The sequence below is a fragment of the unidentified bacterial endosymbiont genome, assembly GCF_918797525.1.
GTDB lineage: Bacteria > Pseudomonadota > Gammaproteobacteria > Enterobacterales > Enterobacteriaceae > Enterobacter.
In genome coordinates this window covers 4,257,278-4,270,192 of record NZ_OU963893.1, presented here as the reverse complement: position 1 = coordinate 4,270,192, position 12,915 = coordinate 4,257,278, and the positions used below count along the sequence as shown (strand labels likewise).

Here is a 12,915-nt window from a genome sequence, read left to right as displayed (position 1 = left end):
TTGAGATGCAACACACAAGCGGGCGCTGGGTGCAAACCTTGTACGACGTCACGATCGCCCTGATGCTGGCGCTGCCAGACCTAACGCGGGCGCAATCTCTGGAGTCGCTGGTCAACGTTCAGGGTGTCAGGGAGAACCAACTGGTGGGCTACAGCCTGGTGGTCGGTCTGGACGGTACCGGAGATAAGAATCAGGTTAAATTTACCAACCAGACCATCACCAACATGCTGCGTCAGTTTGGCGTCCAGTTGCCCAGTAAAATCGACCCGAAGGTGAAGAACGTTGCGGCGGTGGCGGTCAGCGCCGTGCTGCCGCCGATGTATTCCCGCGGGCAGACCATTGATGTCACCGTCTCGTCCATTGGCGATGCCAAAAGTCTGCGCGGCGGGACATTGCTTTTGACCCAACTGCACGGCGCGGATGGTGAAGTCTATGCCCTCGCGCAGGGTAGCGTGGTGGTGGGCGGCATGAACGCCACCGGCGCCAGCGGCTCCAGCGTTACCGTCAACACCCCGACGGCCGGGCTGATCCCCAACGGCGCAACGGTGGAGCGGGAAATTCCCAGCGATTTCCAGATGGGCGACACCATCACCCTCAACCTGAAGCGCCCCTCGTTTAAAGACGCGAACCACATCGCGGGGGCGATCAACGCCGCCTTTGGCAGCATTGCCACTGCGCAAAGCTCGACCAACGTTGTGGTGCGCGCCCCGACAAGTCCAGGCGAACGGGTTGCGTTTATGTCGCAGTTGGATGATGTGCAGGTGCAGGCCGAGAAGGTTCGTGCGCGCGTGGTCTTTAACTCACGTACCGGCACTGTGGTGATGGGCGATGGCATCGCGCTGCACGCGGCGGCGGTCTCCCACGGGAGCCTGACGGTTTCCATTAACGAAACCAGCAACGTCAGCCAGCCAAACGCCTTCGCTGGCGGGCGCACCGCCGCCACGCCGCAGAGCAATATCGCGGTTGATCATCCGCGTCCAGGCGTGGTCACGCTGCCCGAATCCAGCAGCCTGAAAACCCTGGTTAACGCGCTGAACAGCCTCGGCGCTACCCCGGACGACATTATGTCTATCCTGCAGGCGTTGCATGAAGCCGGGGCGCTGGACGCCGACCTGGAGGTTATTTGATGAGCCAGCTTAAGGTCAGCCACAGCGGCGCCACCACGGGAGGCGATGCGCTGATGGGGCCGAAAATCAACAGTAACGATATGCAGAAGGCCGCCGAGCAGTTCGAGGCGATCTTCTTACGCAATATGCTTAAAGAGATGCGTAAGACCAACGAAATTTTCGATTCGAAAGACAACCCGTTTAACAGCGATTCGGTGCGCATGATGCAGGGCTTCTACGACGACCAGCTATGCAACACGCTGGCGCAGCAGCATGGCATTGGTATTGCGGCGATGATCGTTAAACAGCTCTCCGGGCAGCACAGCAAGGGGTAATAGCGACCCGGCGACTTAAGAACGCGCCCGTTTTTGCCGCTTTTAAGCGAAAAGGTTATTAACGGTATACCGGCAAGGATTTTTTGATGGACATGATTAACATTGGCTACAGCGGTGCCTCAACGGCGCAGGTGGAGCTAAACGTCACGGCGCAAAATACCGCCAATGCCATGACCGACGGCTATACCCGTCAGGTTGCGGTGATCAGCAGCATTGGCGCCAGCGGCGGTTCGCCGAACAGCGCGGGCAACGGGGTGCAGGTTGACAGCATCCGGCGGGTTTCCAACCAGTACCAGGTCAACCAGGTGTGGTACGCCGCCAGCGATTATGGCTACTACAGCACCCAGCAGGCGTATCTGACGCAGCTGGAAACGGTGCTGAGCGATGAAAACAGCAGCCTGAGCGGCGGCTTTGATAACGTCTTCGCGGCGCTGAACGAAGCGACCACCAGCCCGGACGACGCCGCGTTGCGCGAGCAGGTGCTTAGCGAGTCCGGCGCGCTGGCGATGCGTATCGACAATACGCTGGGCTACATCTCCTCCCAGAGCGATGAGATTGTCAGCCAGGAACAGGCGATGGTGGCGCAGGTGAATACGCTTACCAGCGGCATCGCCAGCTACAACCAGCAGATCGCGCAGGCAGAAGCCAATGGCGACAATGCCTCGGCGCTGTATGACGCCCGCGACCAGATGGTGGAACAACTGAGTGGCATTATGGACGTGCAGGTCAACATTGACGATGAAGGCAACTATAACGTCACGCTACAGAACGGCCAGCCGTTAGTCAGCGGCCAGCAGTCCTCGACAATTGAGCTTGGCACCAACGCTGACGGCAGCCAAAGCATGTCACTGACGTTTGCCGGTACGACATCCTCATTGACCCCCGATACAGGTGGCTCGCTGGGGGCGCTGTTTGACTATCAGAATCAGGTTCTGACGCCGTTAACGGACACGATCAATAGCATGGCATCACAGTTTGCCGACGCGGTGAACGACCAGCTTGCTCAGGGTTACGATCTGAATGGTAATCCGGGCGAGCCGCTGTTTATTTATGACGCGAACGCCGCCGGGGGGCCGCTGAAGGTTAACCCGGACATCACCGCAGACGAGCTGGCCTTCTCCAGCTCGCCGGACGAAAGCGGCAACAGCGATAACCTGCAGGCGCTGATCGCTATCTCCACCGAACCGCTGGAGATAGCTAACCTCGGCGAAGTAACCGTGGGGGAAGCCTGCTCGTCGATTATCAGCAATATTGGCATCTACAGCCAGCAGAACCAGACGGAAGCCCAGGCCGCGGCGAACGTCTATTCCGAAGCGCAGAACCAGCAGAGCAGCGTCAGCGGCGTCAGCATGGACGAAGAAGCGGTGAACCTCATTACCTATCAGCAGATTTATGAGGCCAATCTGAAAGTCATTTCCGCAGGGGCAGAGATTTTCGATTCTGTCCTGGAAATGTGTAGCTAACCGGGAGAGCGAACATGCGTGTAACCGCACAACAAACTTATGTTTCAATGAACCAAAGCTTTAACGATCTCTCAGGCGATCTGGCCCATGTGGTGACCCAGATGGCGACCGGCAAAAGCATTCTGCTGCCGTCGGACGATCCAATCGCCTCTACCCGCATTACCCAGCTCAACCGTCAGCAGTCGGCGATTGAGCAGTATCAGAGCAATATTGATTCCGCGTCGGCGGGGATGAGCCAGCAGGAGTCGATCCTCGACGGGGTAAATAACGCCCTGCTGTCCGTGCGCGATGACCTGCTGGAGGCTGCCAACGGCACCAATACCGCCGATTCGCTCTCCAGCCTCGGGCAGGATATTGAATCATTGACCGAGTCTATGGTCGCGGCGCTCAATTATCAGGATGAAGATGGTCACTACGTTTTTGGCGGTACGATCAACGACCAGCCGCCGATTGTCGCAGTGGATGATGATGGCGACGGCGTAACAGACAGCTATCGCTATCAGGGGAACAGCGATCATCGTCAGAGCACGGTGTCAAACGGCGTAGAGGTGGATACCAACGTGGCGGTAAGTGATTTCTTTGGCAGTAACCTGAACGTACTCAACACCCTTAATTCGCTCTCTCAGGAGCTACAGGATCCAACGCTGGATCCATCGGACCCGCAGGTGCAGAGCGATATCTCCAGCGCCGTTGATGTGGTTGATCAGGCCTCGGATGCGCTGAATGCCTCTATTGCCACTCTCGGCGAGACGCAGAACACCATGTCTATGCTGGGCGGCGCGCAGAGCGATATTGCGACCTCGAACGATCAACTCATCGGCTCGCTGAGCGATCTCGATTACGGCCCGGCCTCCATTACATTTACCGGGCTGGAGATGGCCATGGAGGCGACGCTAAAAACCTACTCCAAAGTGAGTGAACTCAACCTCTTTAGCGTGCTTTAACCCATTAACACCAGGGCAGCGGTCCAGCCGGGCGGCTGCCTTCGTGCGTAAGCAATCATCAGGAATACTATGCAGGTCGGCTTAAACACAACCTCCCTCTCCGCTGGCGGAGCGCTAAATCCTTCCGTTGGGCAGCACGCCGTCGCGAAGAATGCCCCCGTTCGTCAAAAACCCTCTGCTGTGGCGAGCGATTATCCGGCTTCGCCGCTGATCGCCACCCGGCCGCAGCGTTACAGCGTTCAGCTTAACGACCAAATTACGACGCTGCAGCAGGCCGATGGCTATCTTGCACAGCTCGAGCAGCAGTTGATGAACTATCGCCACGTCGCGCATCGCGGTGGGCAGGGGGCGCAACAGAACGCCAGGGACATTACCCGCATGCTGGAGCTACGCGTGGCGCTGGCGGGGCAGTCGGTCGACAGGCAGCTCAAACCGGTGCTTCAGGGGGAGGCGCGCGTCATGTTTCACGCCCCGGCGCTGGCGGAGCGGATGCAAAACCCGTCATCGGGGGCGTGCATGTTCAGCGTGTCCGATGGTCGTCGCACGCTGCTTTCGGCGGTGTCGGTGGGGGACGAGGTTGACGCCGGGCAGTACAACGTGATGATGGGCAACGCCCTGCGCCGGGTCGGTATTCAGGTGCATGCGCGACAGGGGAGCGTCACCTTTTCGAGCGCTGAAACGTCGTGGCCGCATATCGCGCAGACGCTGAGCGTACATGAAGAGGGGGCCAGGCCGTCAGCTTTTACGCCGTTGACAACCTTCCCCGAACCATCGCTTGCGGACGACGTGCTGCAAAGCGTGCGTCAGGGTACAACCCGCGCAGGCGATAGCCTACAGAAGGCGCTGGATACGATTGGCGAACAGCGTGCGCAGATGGCCGTTCAGCAGGAGAAAGCCCGCCAGCTGATCGATAACATGGCCCGTTTCCCGCAGGCGGACAGCGCGATACAGGCGTCGACGACACTGGGCGGCGTGCTGGATAACGCTAACCATAACTATCATATCCTGGCGCAGGCGGTGAAGGGTCAGGCCCGGATATCAGGGCAAACCGTGCGCAGTTTATTGCGCTAATCCCTCCCGCTGAGAAATGAATTCAGGAGTAAATAACAATAAGACTGTTTCTTATCCGGAGCGGAGCGTCACTGTTATTGGCACTGAGGTAATTCCTTTAACAATTTTTCTACTTCCTGATACATAACCGTATTCATTTCACTGTTTTTGTTTTGCCAGTTTTCGAAATTCAAGGCTAATTGCCTGCTGCTATTGCACGGGGTTTTGATGACCATATCGACGGTGAATGAGCTCATCGCCAGTTTATAGTACAGTTCGATTTTAGCATTACGTGCGACTAATAATGCATTAATGTGCTGCAATACGGGTTGAATATGCCGGGCACCTAATGCGGGCCGTTTTTTTATTTGGCGCGGTGGTATAAAGATGGTAAGCCGCAATGTGGCTGACGTTGTCGAACTTTTCTTTCACCAGCTGTGGAGCATCGGGCGAGGGGGAGGTGATTAACGGCATGGCGAAAAAGATTAATGCCATGGTTATCAATAAGATAGATGCTATTCCGGGAAGGAGGAATGGGGGGTAGCGACGTTTAATTTTCTCCGCCTCAACGATAACGTTCTCCTCCTGGCGTGGTGCCGCACTCGCGGTTTCCGGCGCCTCCTGGGCCTGCATGCTACTCTCTTCTTTAGCTGTTGCGGTTGTTTCATCGAGCGTTTCCGCCTGGGCGGCGGGGAATTCCAGCGTCAGATAATTTTTATTAAAAAGATAGCCCTTCTTCGGGATAGTCTTAATGATTTCTTGCTGCTTTCCGTCGTCATCAATGGCAACGCGCAGAGCATGAATGGCGGTCGGCAGGCTATTTCCTCCGACGATGCGGTTTTTCCATACCTCCGTCATCAAATAAGAGCGGGCTAAAACGGTGTCCGCATTTTTAGCTAACGTTTCTAAAAGAATGAAATGGTATTCACCGAGGCGACGCGTTTCTCCCGTTTCACAATGGATTAACGCATTGAGTGAAGGAACCATTCGCCATTTATTGACTACTATGATCATTGAGTTATCTACCTGTGTAATATTCATAATATCCTTAATATCACACCGCTAAAACCAGTGTATTAAAAAATTGTTAAGCCAGCCGACGTGTCTTTTTGTGCTATTCAAAAACTTAAGCACGACATTAATTTTTATTGTGTTTTTAAGGTCATTCAAAATGGATTGGAAATGTAGCTAAACAATCTGAGACTAACAATACAAATGCACACACTATTTGCAACTGAATGTAAAACCCAAGCCTTGAGTTGGATATTAAATCGTCTTTCTTAAGGATAATCTTAAGCTATTTCAGGTGATTAATGGGGACAGACGCCCACCCGTGCAGGTACGATAGATATTACGAATAATCTTTTAATTTAATCTTAATTGACTTTCCATTAGATGTTAAATCTCTTTTTTATCAATAGGATATAAATGTTTTTCTACGCGCTGTAAAAATCCAGGCTATTTGTGGCATCGCCACTTTTTGTCAGGCAATACAGGTTTTCACGCTGGCGTCGAAAAATTTTTTTTTCCGTCGTTAAGTTTTCGCATTCGTGGGCCGTTTTTATGGGGGTATCGAAGCAATAACGAGTAATCCCAAGGAGCAGTACCATGTTATCTATTAATACCAATAACGCTTCAATGGCAGCGGTTAATGCCATCAATAAAAGTAATTCTTCCCTGTCTACTTCTATGGAACGTTTAGCGACCGGGAATCGCATTAATTCTTCTGCTGATGACGCCGCGGGCAAACAGATTGCTAACCGCCTGACCGCACAGTCCAGCGGTATGGGCGTTGCGCTGAGCAACATCAACGATGCGACTGCCATGCTGCAGACCGCTGACAGCATGTTTGATGAAATGTCTGACGTGCTGGGCCGCATGAAAGACCTGTCTACTCAGGCAGCGAACGGCACCTACAGCGACGATGACCTGCAGGCGATGCAGGACGAGTTCGACGAACTGGGCCAGCAGATGTCCGACATGCTGCAGAACACCACCTACGGCGGCACCAACCTGTTCGGCGTTTCCGGCACCAGCAACACCGGCAAAGATGGTCTGTTCCAGAGCGCGGTTACTTTCCAGGTCGGCGCGGAGTCTTCAGACACCATGACCGTCGACATCTCCAGCCAACTGGGCTCCCTGGTTGATGATCTGGAAGCGGTGAGCGCCTCCTTTAAGTCTGACCAGACGGACGGCAGCACCATCTCCGGCGGCACCGAGCTGACGGCTTCCGGCTCTGCGAACGCGATGATCACCACCATCTCTACCGCAATGGATGATGTTTCCAAAATCCAGTCCAAGCTGGGTGCATCTATTAACCGTCTGAACGATACGGCTAATAACCTGACCAGCATGCAGGACAATACGGAAGTCGCTATCGGTAACATCATGGATACCGACTACGCGACGGAAGCGTCCAACATGACTAAACAGCAGGCTCTGATGCAGACCGGCATCACCATGCTCAAACAGTCCAACAGCATGTCCAGCATGGTTTCCAGCCTGCTGCAGTAATGCCTGCTTCGCGGTGAAATCACGCACAGCACAACACCGCCGTCTGGCGGTGTTGTGCTTTTTGCGGCAGCAGAACGTCAGGAAACGTTTCCTCTTTGCGGAAATTACCTTTCCGCTTTGTTTTTAACCTGTTGATTTAATGTGCTTTAACGAGTTGGCATAGTTGTTGCTAACTAATCGCTATCGACGCACGGAGTCATTCATGATTAACCCAAGAACTATCGCACAAGAGATTGCTTATGCCGATGTCGCCACCCAGGCGGCGAGTCTGCAGCAGAAGCAGTCGGAACTGGACGCGGAAAGCAGCGGGCTGGATACCTTAAATTCCGCCCTGACCGATTTTCAAACGGCTATTGATGCGCTGAACAGCGATACCGATGGCCCGGTGACGTTTTCGGCGACGTCAAATAGTGACTCCGCGACCATTACTGCCAACTCTCAGGCGCAGGCTGGCACCTACTCATTTTACGTGGAGCAACTGGCGCAGGCGCAGCAGTCCACCTTCAATCTGAGCGATGACGCCTATTCCGCCACCGGGACCTTCGAGCTGACCATGGGCGACAGCACCATGGATATCGACCTCTCCACCGCCGATGCAAACGGCGACGGCGATGGTTATATCGACGCCAGCGAGTTGGTTAACGCCATTAACGACTCCGATGATAATCCGGGCGTGTCGGCAGCGCTGGTCAAAACCGATGGTACGACCACCATTATGTTGACCTCGGAGACGACCGGCGCGCAGAGCGCATTTTCCGTGTCCGTGGCCGATCACGATCCCTCAACCGATACCAACCCGACCGCACCGACGTACAGCGTGATGACGAACGCGCAAGATGCGATCGTCCATCTCGGCAGTGCCACGGGACCGGCCATAACCAACAGCAGCAATACCTTTGATGATGTGGTGCCCGGCGTATCCATGACCTTTACCGAGGTTACCTCTGCGGATGATGAGCTTACCACCTTTACCGTGGCGGAAGATCCCAGCGGCACCCAAGCGAAAGTGCAGACCTTTGTGGATGCTTATAACACCCTGGTAGATACCGTTGATTCACTGACCACCAACGGCAGCGACAGCACCAGCGCGGGGGTTTTCGCCGGTGATTCGGGGCTGAAATCGCTCGCCAGCCAGCTCGACGACCTGACCCACGCGACGTACAACGGCGTGTCGATTGTGGACTACGGCATCACCCTTGATACCAGCGGTCACCTGCAGATCGACTCCGATCGGTTTAATGAGGCAATGGAAGAAAATCCGGACGGCCTGACCTCAATCTTCGTCGGCGACGACAGCATGGTCGCGCAAATGGACGACCTGATGGACAGCTACCTCAATTCCAGCGACGGCATTCTCACTCTGCGCCAACAGAACATTGACGATCAGCAGGATAAAATTCAGGACCAGGCCGATCGCTTAACCGAGACCTACAACACCAACTATGAGCGCTATGTGGAGGAGTACACCAATACCTTGATCGAGGTGTACACCATGAAAACGAGCATGGCTGCGTTTATGTAAGCCACGGAATGACATAAAGAAAGAGACTAAAAATGTACGACACGCAGGACGGTTATTCGCAATACAAAGAGATCGATCTCGCTGCCCGCACCGCGGCGGCATCGCCCCTGGAGCTGGTCCTGGTGCTTTTTTCCGGCCTGATGGACGAGCTGGAGCGCGCCAAAAGTCATATTGAATACAAACGGTTCGAGAAGAAAGCGCAAAGCATTAATAAATGCATCGATATTCTCAATGCCCTGACCAGTTCGCTGGAGTTTGAAACCGGCGGCGAGCTGGTGGTGAATCTCTCCCGGCTGTATGACCACTGCGTCTACCGTCTGTATGAGGCCAGCGGCGAACTGTCGTTGGAAAAAATCGATGAAGTAATCGTCATCCTGACCAACCTGCGTGAAGGCTGGGAAGGTCTGGCAGAAAAGCTGGGTTAAGGCGATGGACAAGCACAGCCAACACCAACTGTATGCGTTGATCGACGCGATGAACGAAGCCCTCGACAAGCAGCGCTGGCGTCGTTTGCCTGCGCTGCACCAGCAGGTGATGCGTCAGTTTGCGCGCTATGAAGCGCTGGAAACGTCAGAGACGGAACTGCGTGCGGTTAAGGAGAGGCTGCGCGCTGCGTTTGCCGCGCTGATTGAGCGGCGCAGCCAGCGTGCGGCGCTGCTCAAAGAACGCATGGATAAACACCAGCAGCATCAGGAAGGCGTGCTGGCGTACTCGATGGTTAATCTCATTTCGGAGAAGGCATGAACTCTGTATTACTGGCCGCGCCCGGCTCGTTAACCGATATCGTAGCGGAAAATGGCGCGGTGCCTGCGCTCAACGCGGCGCCAGCCGCAGGGGCATTTTCACTGCCGCAGGCGGCCGAACGGCTGTATGGCGCGAAAATCACCCAACAGCAGGCGCAGCACGCAAACCGCGATCGGGAGAACGACCCCGCCGTAATGCAGGCGCTGCTGGCGTTATTGCTCCCCACGCCGGCCCTGCAGACGCAACCGGCAGCGCTTACGCCGCGCCCGGGTGGCGAAAGGGTCGCCATGCTGGCTACGGCGCAGCCGCAATCCGGCGTGGCGAATGCCTCTGGCCTGCGTCAGTGGGCCAGCGCACTGGCGCAGAAGGGACAGGACGCAGCGCAACAACCGGCCGATGTTTTATCGCTGCCGCCAGCGCTGCAGGGCCTGCTGGTTACCCTGAATCAGCCGGTGCTGCAGGCGCAGGCGACGCCAGAGCAGCAGGCGGCGCTTGCCTCTCTCTTCACGCAAAACGTACGGGCCATTTTCCCCGCGCAACCGTCACCCTCACAGCAGAGTGCCGGGCGGGTTAAACCGGCGGATGAGCACATCGCCTCCCGGCCACAGGTAATAAAGAAAAGCGAGCGCGCCGCGCCAGCGGTTCAGAATCTGAGCAGCGTGGCGCCACACAATACGCCAGCGATCGGCACGCCAGTAAGCCATCGCGTGATCTCCGCGCACGTTTCACCGCTAACGGAAATGTCCCCTGATGAGCTGGGCGAGAAACTGACCGCACTGCTCAAAGATCGTATTCAGTTTCAGATTGGGCAACAGCAGCAAACCTCAACGATCCGCCTTGATCCACCGTCATTGGGCAAGCTTGAGATCGCCGTACAGTTGGATGCCGGCAAGCTGACGGTGCATATCGGCGCCAGCCAGAGCGACGTGTGCCGCTCGCTACAGCAGTTTAGCCACGACTTACGCCAGCATCTGACAGCGCAGAATTTTATGGAGGTGAACGTGCAGGTCTCCTCTGACGGGCAATCACAGCAACAGCAACAATCAGGCCATCAACAGGAGGAGGTGATGTCAGCCTTATCGCTGAGTGATGAATCTCAACATTTACAGAACGAATACGTCCTAATCAAAGTGTAAACATAAAATGAAGAAAATTGTTATAGCGAGTGTGATCAGCTCCCTCATGGCCGTCATGGTCGGTGGGGCGACCGGCTGGGGGGTCTATCACTTCGCGGGAAATGGAAAAACCGCTGCCGCAGCGCATGACGAGGCAGATGACAACAGGGATCAGAGCAAAAGCCTCTTCGTTTCTTTACAGGAGACGATTGTGACGTTTCATGACGATGATGGCACCGATCATTATTTGTCGGCGGAACTTGTCATGGTGGCGAACAATGAACAAGAGTCAGAGCAGATTAAGCAGCAGGAACCCCTGTACCAGAGTATCGCGGTGGAACGGCTTTCTGAAATGAAATATGAAGAAATACGTTCAATGAAAATATCCGAAATGAGAAATCAGCTCGCCGAGGCGATGCAAAAAGAGTTAAAGGTGCGCAAAATCGTCGCCCCTTATAAGGATATTCTGGTGAAAAAAGTTGTATTTCAGTAAGCGGCAGGTCAGATAAAACCATGTTACAGGACGCTTACGAGTCAGAAGAATTCAGCGCGACCCCCGTGCTGTCGCCGCAGCAGGAGAGCCACTATTTACAGGCCTACCTGCCGCTGGTGCGAAAAGTGGTGCGCCAGCTTGCGCCGCAGTGTAGCTGCGTCATTGACCGGCAGGATATGGAGCAAACCGCGTTAATCGGGTTGCTCAACGCTATTCGACGCTACGGCATGCCGGATGAAGGCTTTGCGGGCTATGCCGTGCAACGGATCCGCGGCGCGATCCTCGATGAACTGCGCAGCCTCGACTGGCGACCCCGGCAACTGCGGCAAAAGTTCCATCACATCAAAGATCTTATTCGCGATCTGCGCAAACAACTCGGGCGGGAGCCGGAGTGGAAAGAGCTGTCGCAGGCGGGGCTGACGGCGGAGGAATATCTCGAATTTCAGCAGCTTGAAGGGGCAGAGACGCTGGCAAGCCTCGATGCGTTGCTGAGCGGTGAAGGGCATATTTCACTGCTGGAAGGCAGGGGGCTTGAAGAACAGTTCGTCACCCAGGAGATGCTCCGCTATGCCCTCGGACAGCTAAATGAAAAAGAGGGGCTGGTGCTCTCAATGTATTACCAACACGACATGAACTTAAAAGAGATCGCGTTGGTGCTGGGGCTGACTGAGGCCCGAATTTGTCAAATGAATAAAAAAATCACGCAGAAAATTCGTGATTGTTTATATCCAGATTAACAATGCGAATTATTTTGCGGAGGATTAAATGCAAAAGGTTTTAGGTTTATTGGTTGTGTTAGGCTGTGTCTTTGGCGGTTATTTTGAAGCAGGCGGGCAGTTAATTGCCATCTGGCAGCCAGCGGAAATTGTTATCATTCTTGGCGCCGGTTTTGGCGCCATGATTATCGGTAATCCGAAGCATGTTTTGAAAGAGATCGCGCACCAGATAAAGGGTGTGATCAGCAAAAAGCAGATGGGACCGGAATTTCAGCGCCAACTGTTAATGTGCCTGTACGAACTGCTGGAGATGGTACAGAACGGTGGTTTGCGGATGCTGGATCAGCATATTGAACAGCCGGAAGAGAGCACCATCTTTATGAAGTACCCGCTGGTGCTGACCCAAAAGCGTCTGGTGACGTTTATCGCCGATAACTTCCGTCTGATGGCGATGGGGAAAATCGATGCCCACGAGCTGGAAGGGATCCTCGACCAGGAGCTGGATACGGTCGAAGAGGAACTGCTTGCCCCTTCGCGCTCGCTGCAGCGTACCGCTGAGGCCATGCCGGGGTTCGGCATTTGCGCGGCGGTGCTGGGGATCATTATCACCATGCAGTCCATCGATGGCTCTATCGCGCTGATCGGCCTGAAGGTGGCTGCGGCGCTGGTGGGAACCTTTCTCGGCGTTTTTTTCTGTTATTGCCTGATGGATCCGCTGGCGAACTCAATGGAGCAGCAGGCGCGGGCTGAACACTCGTTGCTGGAGTGCGTCCGCACGGTGCTGGTCGCGCAGGCGGGCGGTAAACCGACCCTGCTGGCGGTAGATGCCGGGCGTAAACTTCTGCATCTTGCCTCTAAGCCAACCTTCGCCAACCTTGATGCATGGGTAAATGCGATGCTGGAGCAGGAATAA

At 55.0% G+C, this 12,915-nt stretch carries 14 protein-coding genes; 13 read left to right on the top strand and 1 reads right to left on the bottom strand.

The window, feature by feature from the left end; all coding sequences use genetic code 11:
- The first annotated feature begins 5 nt into the window (after nt 1-5).
- The 5 genes from NL510_RS20425 to NL510_RS20405 all read left to right on the top strand — a co-directional run bounded on the left by NL510_RS20425 (nt 6) and on the right by NL510_RS20405 (nt 4,919).
- Nucleotides 6-1,127 (top strand): flagellar basal body P-ring protein FlgI, encoded by a 1,122-nt coding sequence (locus NL510_RS20425; protein WP_436298650.1) that lies wholly within the window; start codon nt 6-8, stop codon nt 1,125-1,127.
- Nucleotides 1,127-1,441, top strand: coding sequence for a rod-binding protein (locus tag NL510_RS20420; RefSeq protein WP_253379836.1), 315 nt, complete (start codon nt 1,127-1,129; stop codon nt 1,439-1,441). Before NL510_RS20425 ends, NL510_RS20420 begins: the two co-directional genes overlap by 1 nt.
- Nucleotides 1,442-1,527: 86 nt before the next feature.
- The gene (gene flgK / locus NL510_RS20415) at nt 1,528-2,904 is read left to right on the top strand and encodes a flagellar hook-associated protein FlgK (protein WP_253379834.1); all 1,377 of its coding nucleotides are present in this window, start codon (nt 1,528-1,530) and stop codon (nt 2,902-2,904) included.
- A 14-nt stretch (nt 2,905-2,918) separates the two neighbouring features.
- Entirely contained in the window at nt 2,919-3,848 is a 930-nt protein-coding gene (gene flgL, locus NL510_RS20410) for a flagellar hook-associated protein FlgL (RefSeq protein WP_253379832.1), read from the top strand.
- A gap of 69 nt (nt 3,849-3,917) precedes the next feature.
- On the top strand, nt 3,918-4,919 hold the full coding sequence (locus tag NL510_RS20405; RefSeq protein WP_253379830.1) for a flagellar hook-associated protein: 1,002 nt from the start codon (nt 3,918-3,920) through the stop codon (nt 4,917-4,919).
- Between the two features lie 288 nt (nt 4,920-5,207).
- Here NL510_RS20405 and NL510_RS20400 read toward each other — a convergent pair whose 3' ends face one another.
- A complete protein-coding gene (locus NL510_RS20400) occupies nt 5,208-5,912 on the bottom strand; it encodes a transcriptional regulator (protein WP_436299142.1) in 705 nt (234 codons plus the stop codon).
- 594 nt (nt 5,913-6,506) lie between these two features.
- On the opposite strand from NL510_RS20400, the gene lafA reads away from it, so the two are divergent.
- From lafA to motA, 8 genes are all read left to right on the top strand, one after another.
- The gene (lafA, locus tag NL510_RS20395; protein ID WP_253379829.1) at nt 6,507-7,412 is read left to right on the top strand and encodes a lateral flagellin LafA; all 906 of its coding nucleotides are present in this window, start codon (nt 6,507-6,509) and stop codon (nt 7,410-7,412) included.
- Nucleotides 7,413-7,614: 202 nt separating this feature from the next.
- Nucleotides 7,615-8,934: a flagellar filament capping protein FliD gene (gene fliD / locus NL510_RS20390; RefSeq protein WP_253379827.1), complete on the top strand. Its 1,320-nt coding sequence runs from the start codon at nt 7,615-7,617 to the stop codon at nt 8,932-8,934.
- Nucleotides 8,935-8,966: 32 nt separating this feature from the next.
- Nucleotides 8,967-9,359 (top strand): flagellar export chaperone FliS, encoded by a 393-nt coding sequence (fliS, locus tag NL510_RS20385; protein WP_253379825.1) that lies wholly within the window; start codon nt 8,967-8,969, stop codon nt 9,357-9,359.
- Nucleotides 9,360-9,363: 4 nt separating this feature from the next.
- A complete protein-coding gene (locus tag NL510_RS20380; RefSeq protein WP_253379823.1) occupies nt 9,364-9,678 on the top strand; it encodes a flagellar protein FliT in 315 nt (104 codons plus the stop codon).
- Nucleotides 9,675-10,814 carry a flagellar hook-length control protein FliK gene (locus tag NL510_RS20375; RefSeq protein ID WP_253379821.1) on the top strand — a complete coding sequence of 380 codons (1,140 nt, stop codon included), beginning with the start codon at nt 9,675-9,677 and terminating at the stop codon, nt 10,812-10,814. The genes NL510_RS20380 and NL510_RS20375 overlap by 4 nt, the downstream gene beginning before the upstream one ends.
- A gap of 7 nt (nt 10,815-10,821) precedes the next feature.
- Entirely contained in the window at nt 10,822-11,286 is a 465-nt protein-coding gene (locus NL510_RS20370; RefSeq protein ID WP_253379819.1) for a flagellar basal body-associated FliL family protein, read from the top strand.
- 20 nt (nt 11,287-11,306) lie between these two features.
- Entirely contained in the window at nt 11,307-12,023 is a 717-nt protein-coding gene (locus NL510_RS20365) for a FliA/WhiG family RNA polymerase sigma factor (RefSeq protein ID WP_253379817.1), read from the top strand.
- Between the two features lie 28 nt (nt 12,024-12,051).
- Nucleotides 12,052-12,915, top strand: a complete 864-nt coding sequence (gene motA, locus NL510_RS20360; RefSeq protein WP_253379815.1) for a flagellar motor stator protein MotA — start codon at nt 12,052-12,054, stop codon at nt 12,913-12,915.

Bases quoted from the DNA above. Each gene is read 5' to 3' on its own strand.
- NL510_RS20425 (WP_436298650.1), top strand. From the start codon at position 6: ATGCAACACACAAGCGGGCGCTGGGTGCAAACCTTGTACGACGTCACG.
- NL510_RS20420 (WP_253379836.1), top strand. From the start codon at position 1,127: ATGAGCCAGCTTAAGGTCAGCCACAGCGGCGCCACCACGGGAGGCGAT.
- flgK (WP_253379834.1), top strand. From the start codon at position 1,528: ATGGACATGATTAACATTGGCTACAGCGGTGCCTCAACGGCGCAGGTG.
- flgL (WP_253379832.1), top strand. From the start codon at position 2,919: ATGCGTGTAACCGCACAACAAACTTATGTTTCAATGAACCAAAGCTTT.
- NL510_RS20405 (WP_253379830.1), top strand. From the start codon at position 3,918: ATGCAGGTCGGCTTAAACACAACCTCCCTCTCCGCTGGCGGAGCGCTA.
- NL510_RS20400 (WP_436299142.1), bottom strand. From the start codon at position 5,912: ATGATCATAGTAGTCAATAAATGGCGAATGGTTCCTTCACTCAATGCG.
- lafA (WP_253379829.1), top strand. From the start codon at position 6,507: ATGTTATCTATTAATACCAATAACGCTTCAATGGCAGCGGTTAATGCC.
- fliD (WP_253379827.1), top strand. From the start codon at position 7,615: ATGATTAACCCAAGAACTATCGCACAAGAGATTGCTTATGCCGATGTC.
- fliS (WP_253379825.1), top strand. From the start codon at position 8,967: ATGTACGACACGCAGGACGGTTATTCGCAATACAAAGAGATCGATCTC.
- NL510_RS20380 (WP_253379823.1), top strand. From the start codon at position 9,364: ATGGACAAGCACAGCCAACACCAACTGTATGCGTTGATCGACGCGATG.
- NL510_RS20375 (WP_253379821.1), top strand. From the start codon at position 9,675: ATGAACTCTGTATTACTGGCCGCGCCCGGCTCGTTAACCGATATCGTA.
- NL510_RS20370 (WP_253379819.1), top strand. From the start codon at position 10,822: ATGAAGAAAATTGTTATAGCGAGTGTGATCAGCTCCCTCATGGCCGTC.
- NL510_RS20365 (WP_253379817.1), top strand. From the start codon at position 11,307: ATGTTACAGGACGCTTACGAGTCAGAAGAATTCAGCGCGACCCCCGTG.
- motA (WP_253379815.1), top strand. From the start codon at position 12,052: ATGCAAAAGGTTTTAGGTTTATTGGTTGTGTTAGGCTGTGTCTTTGGC.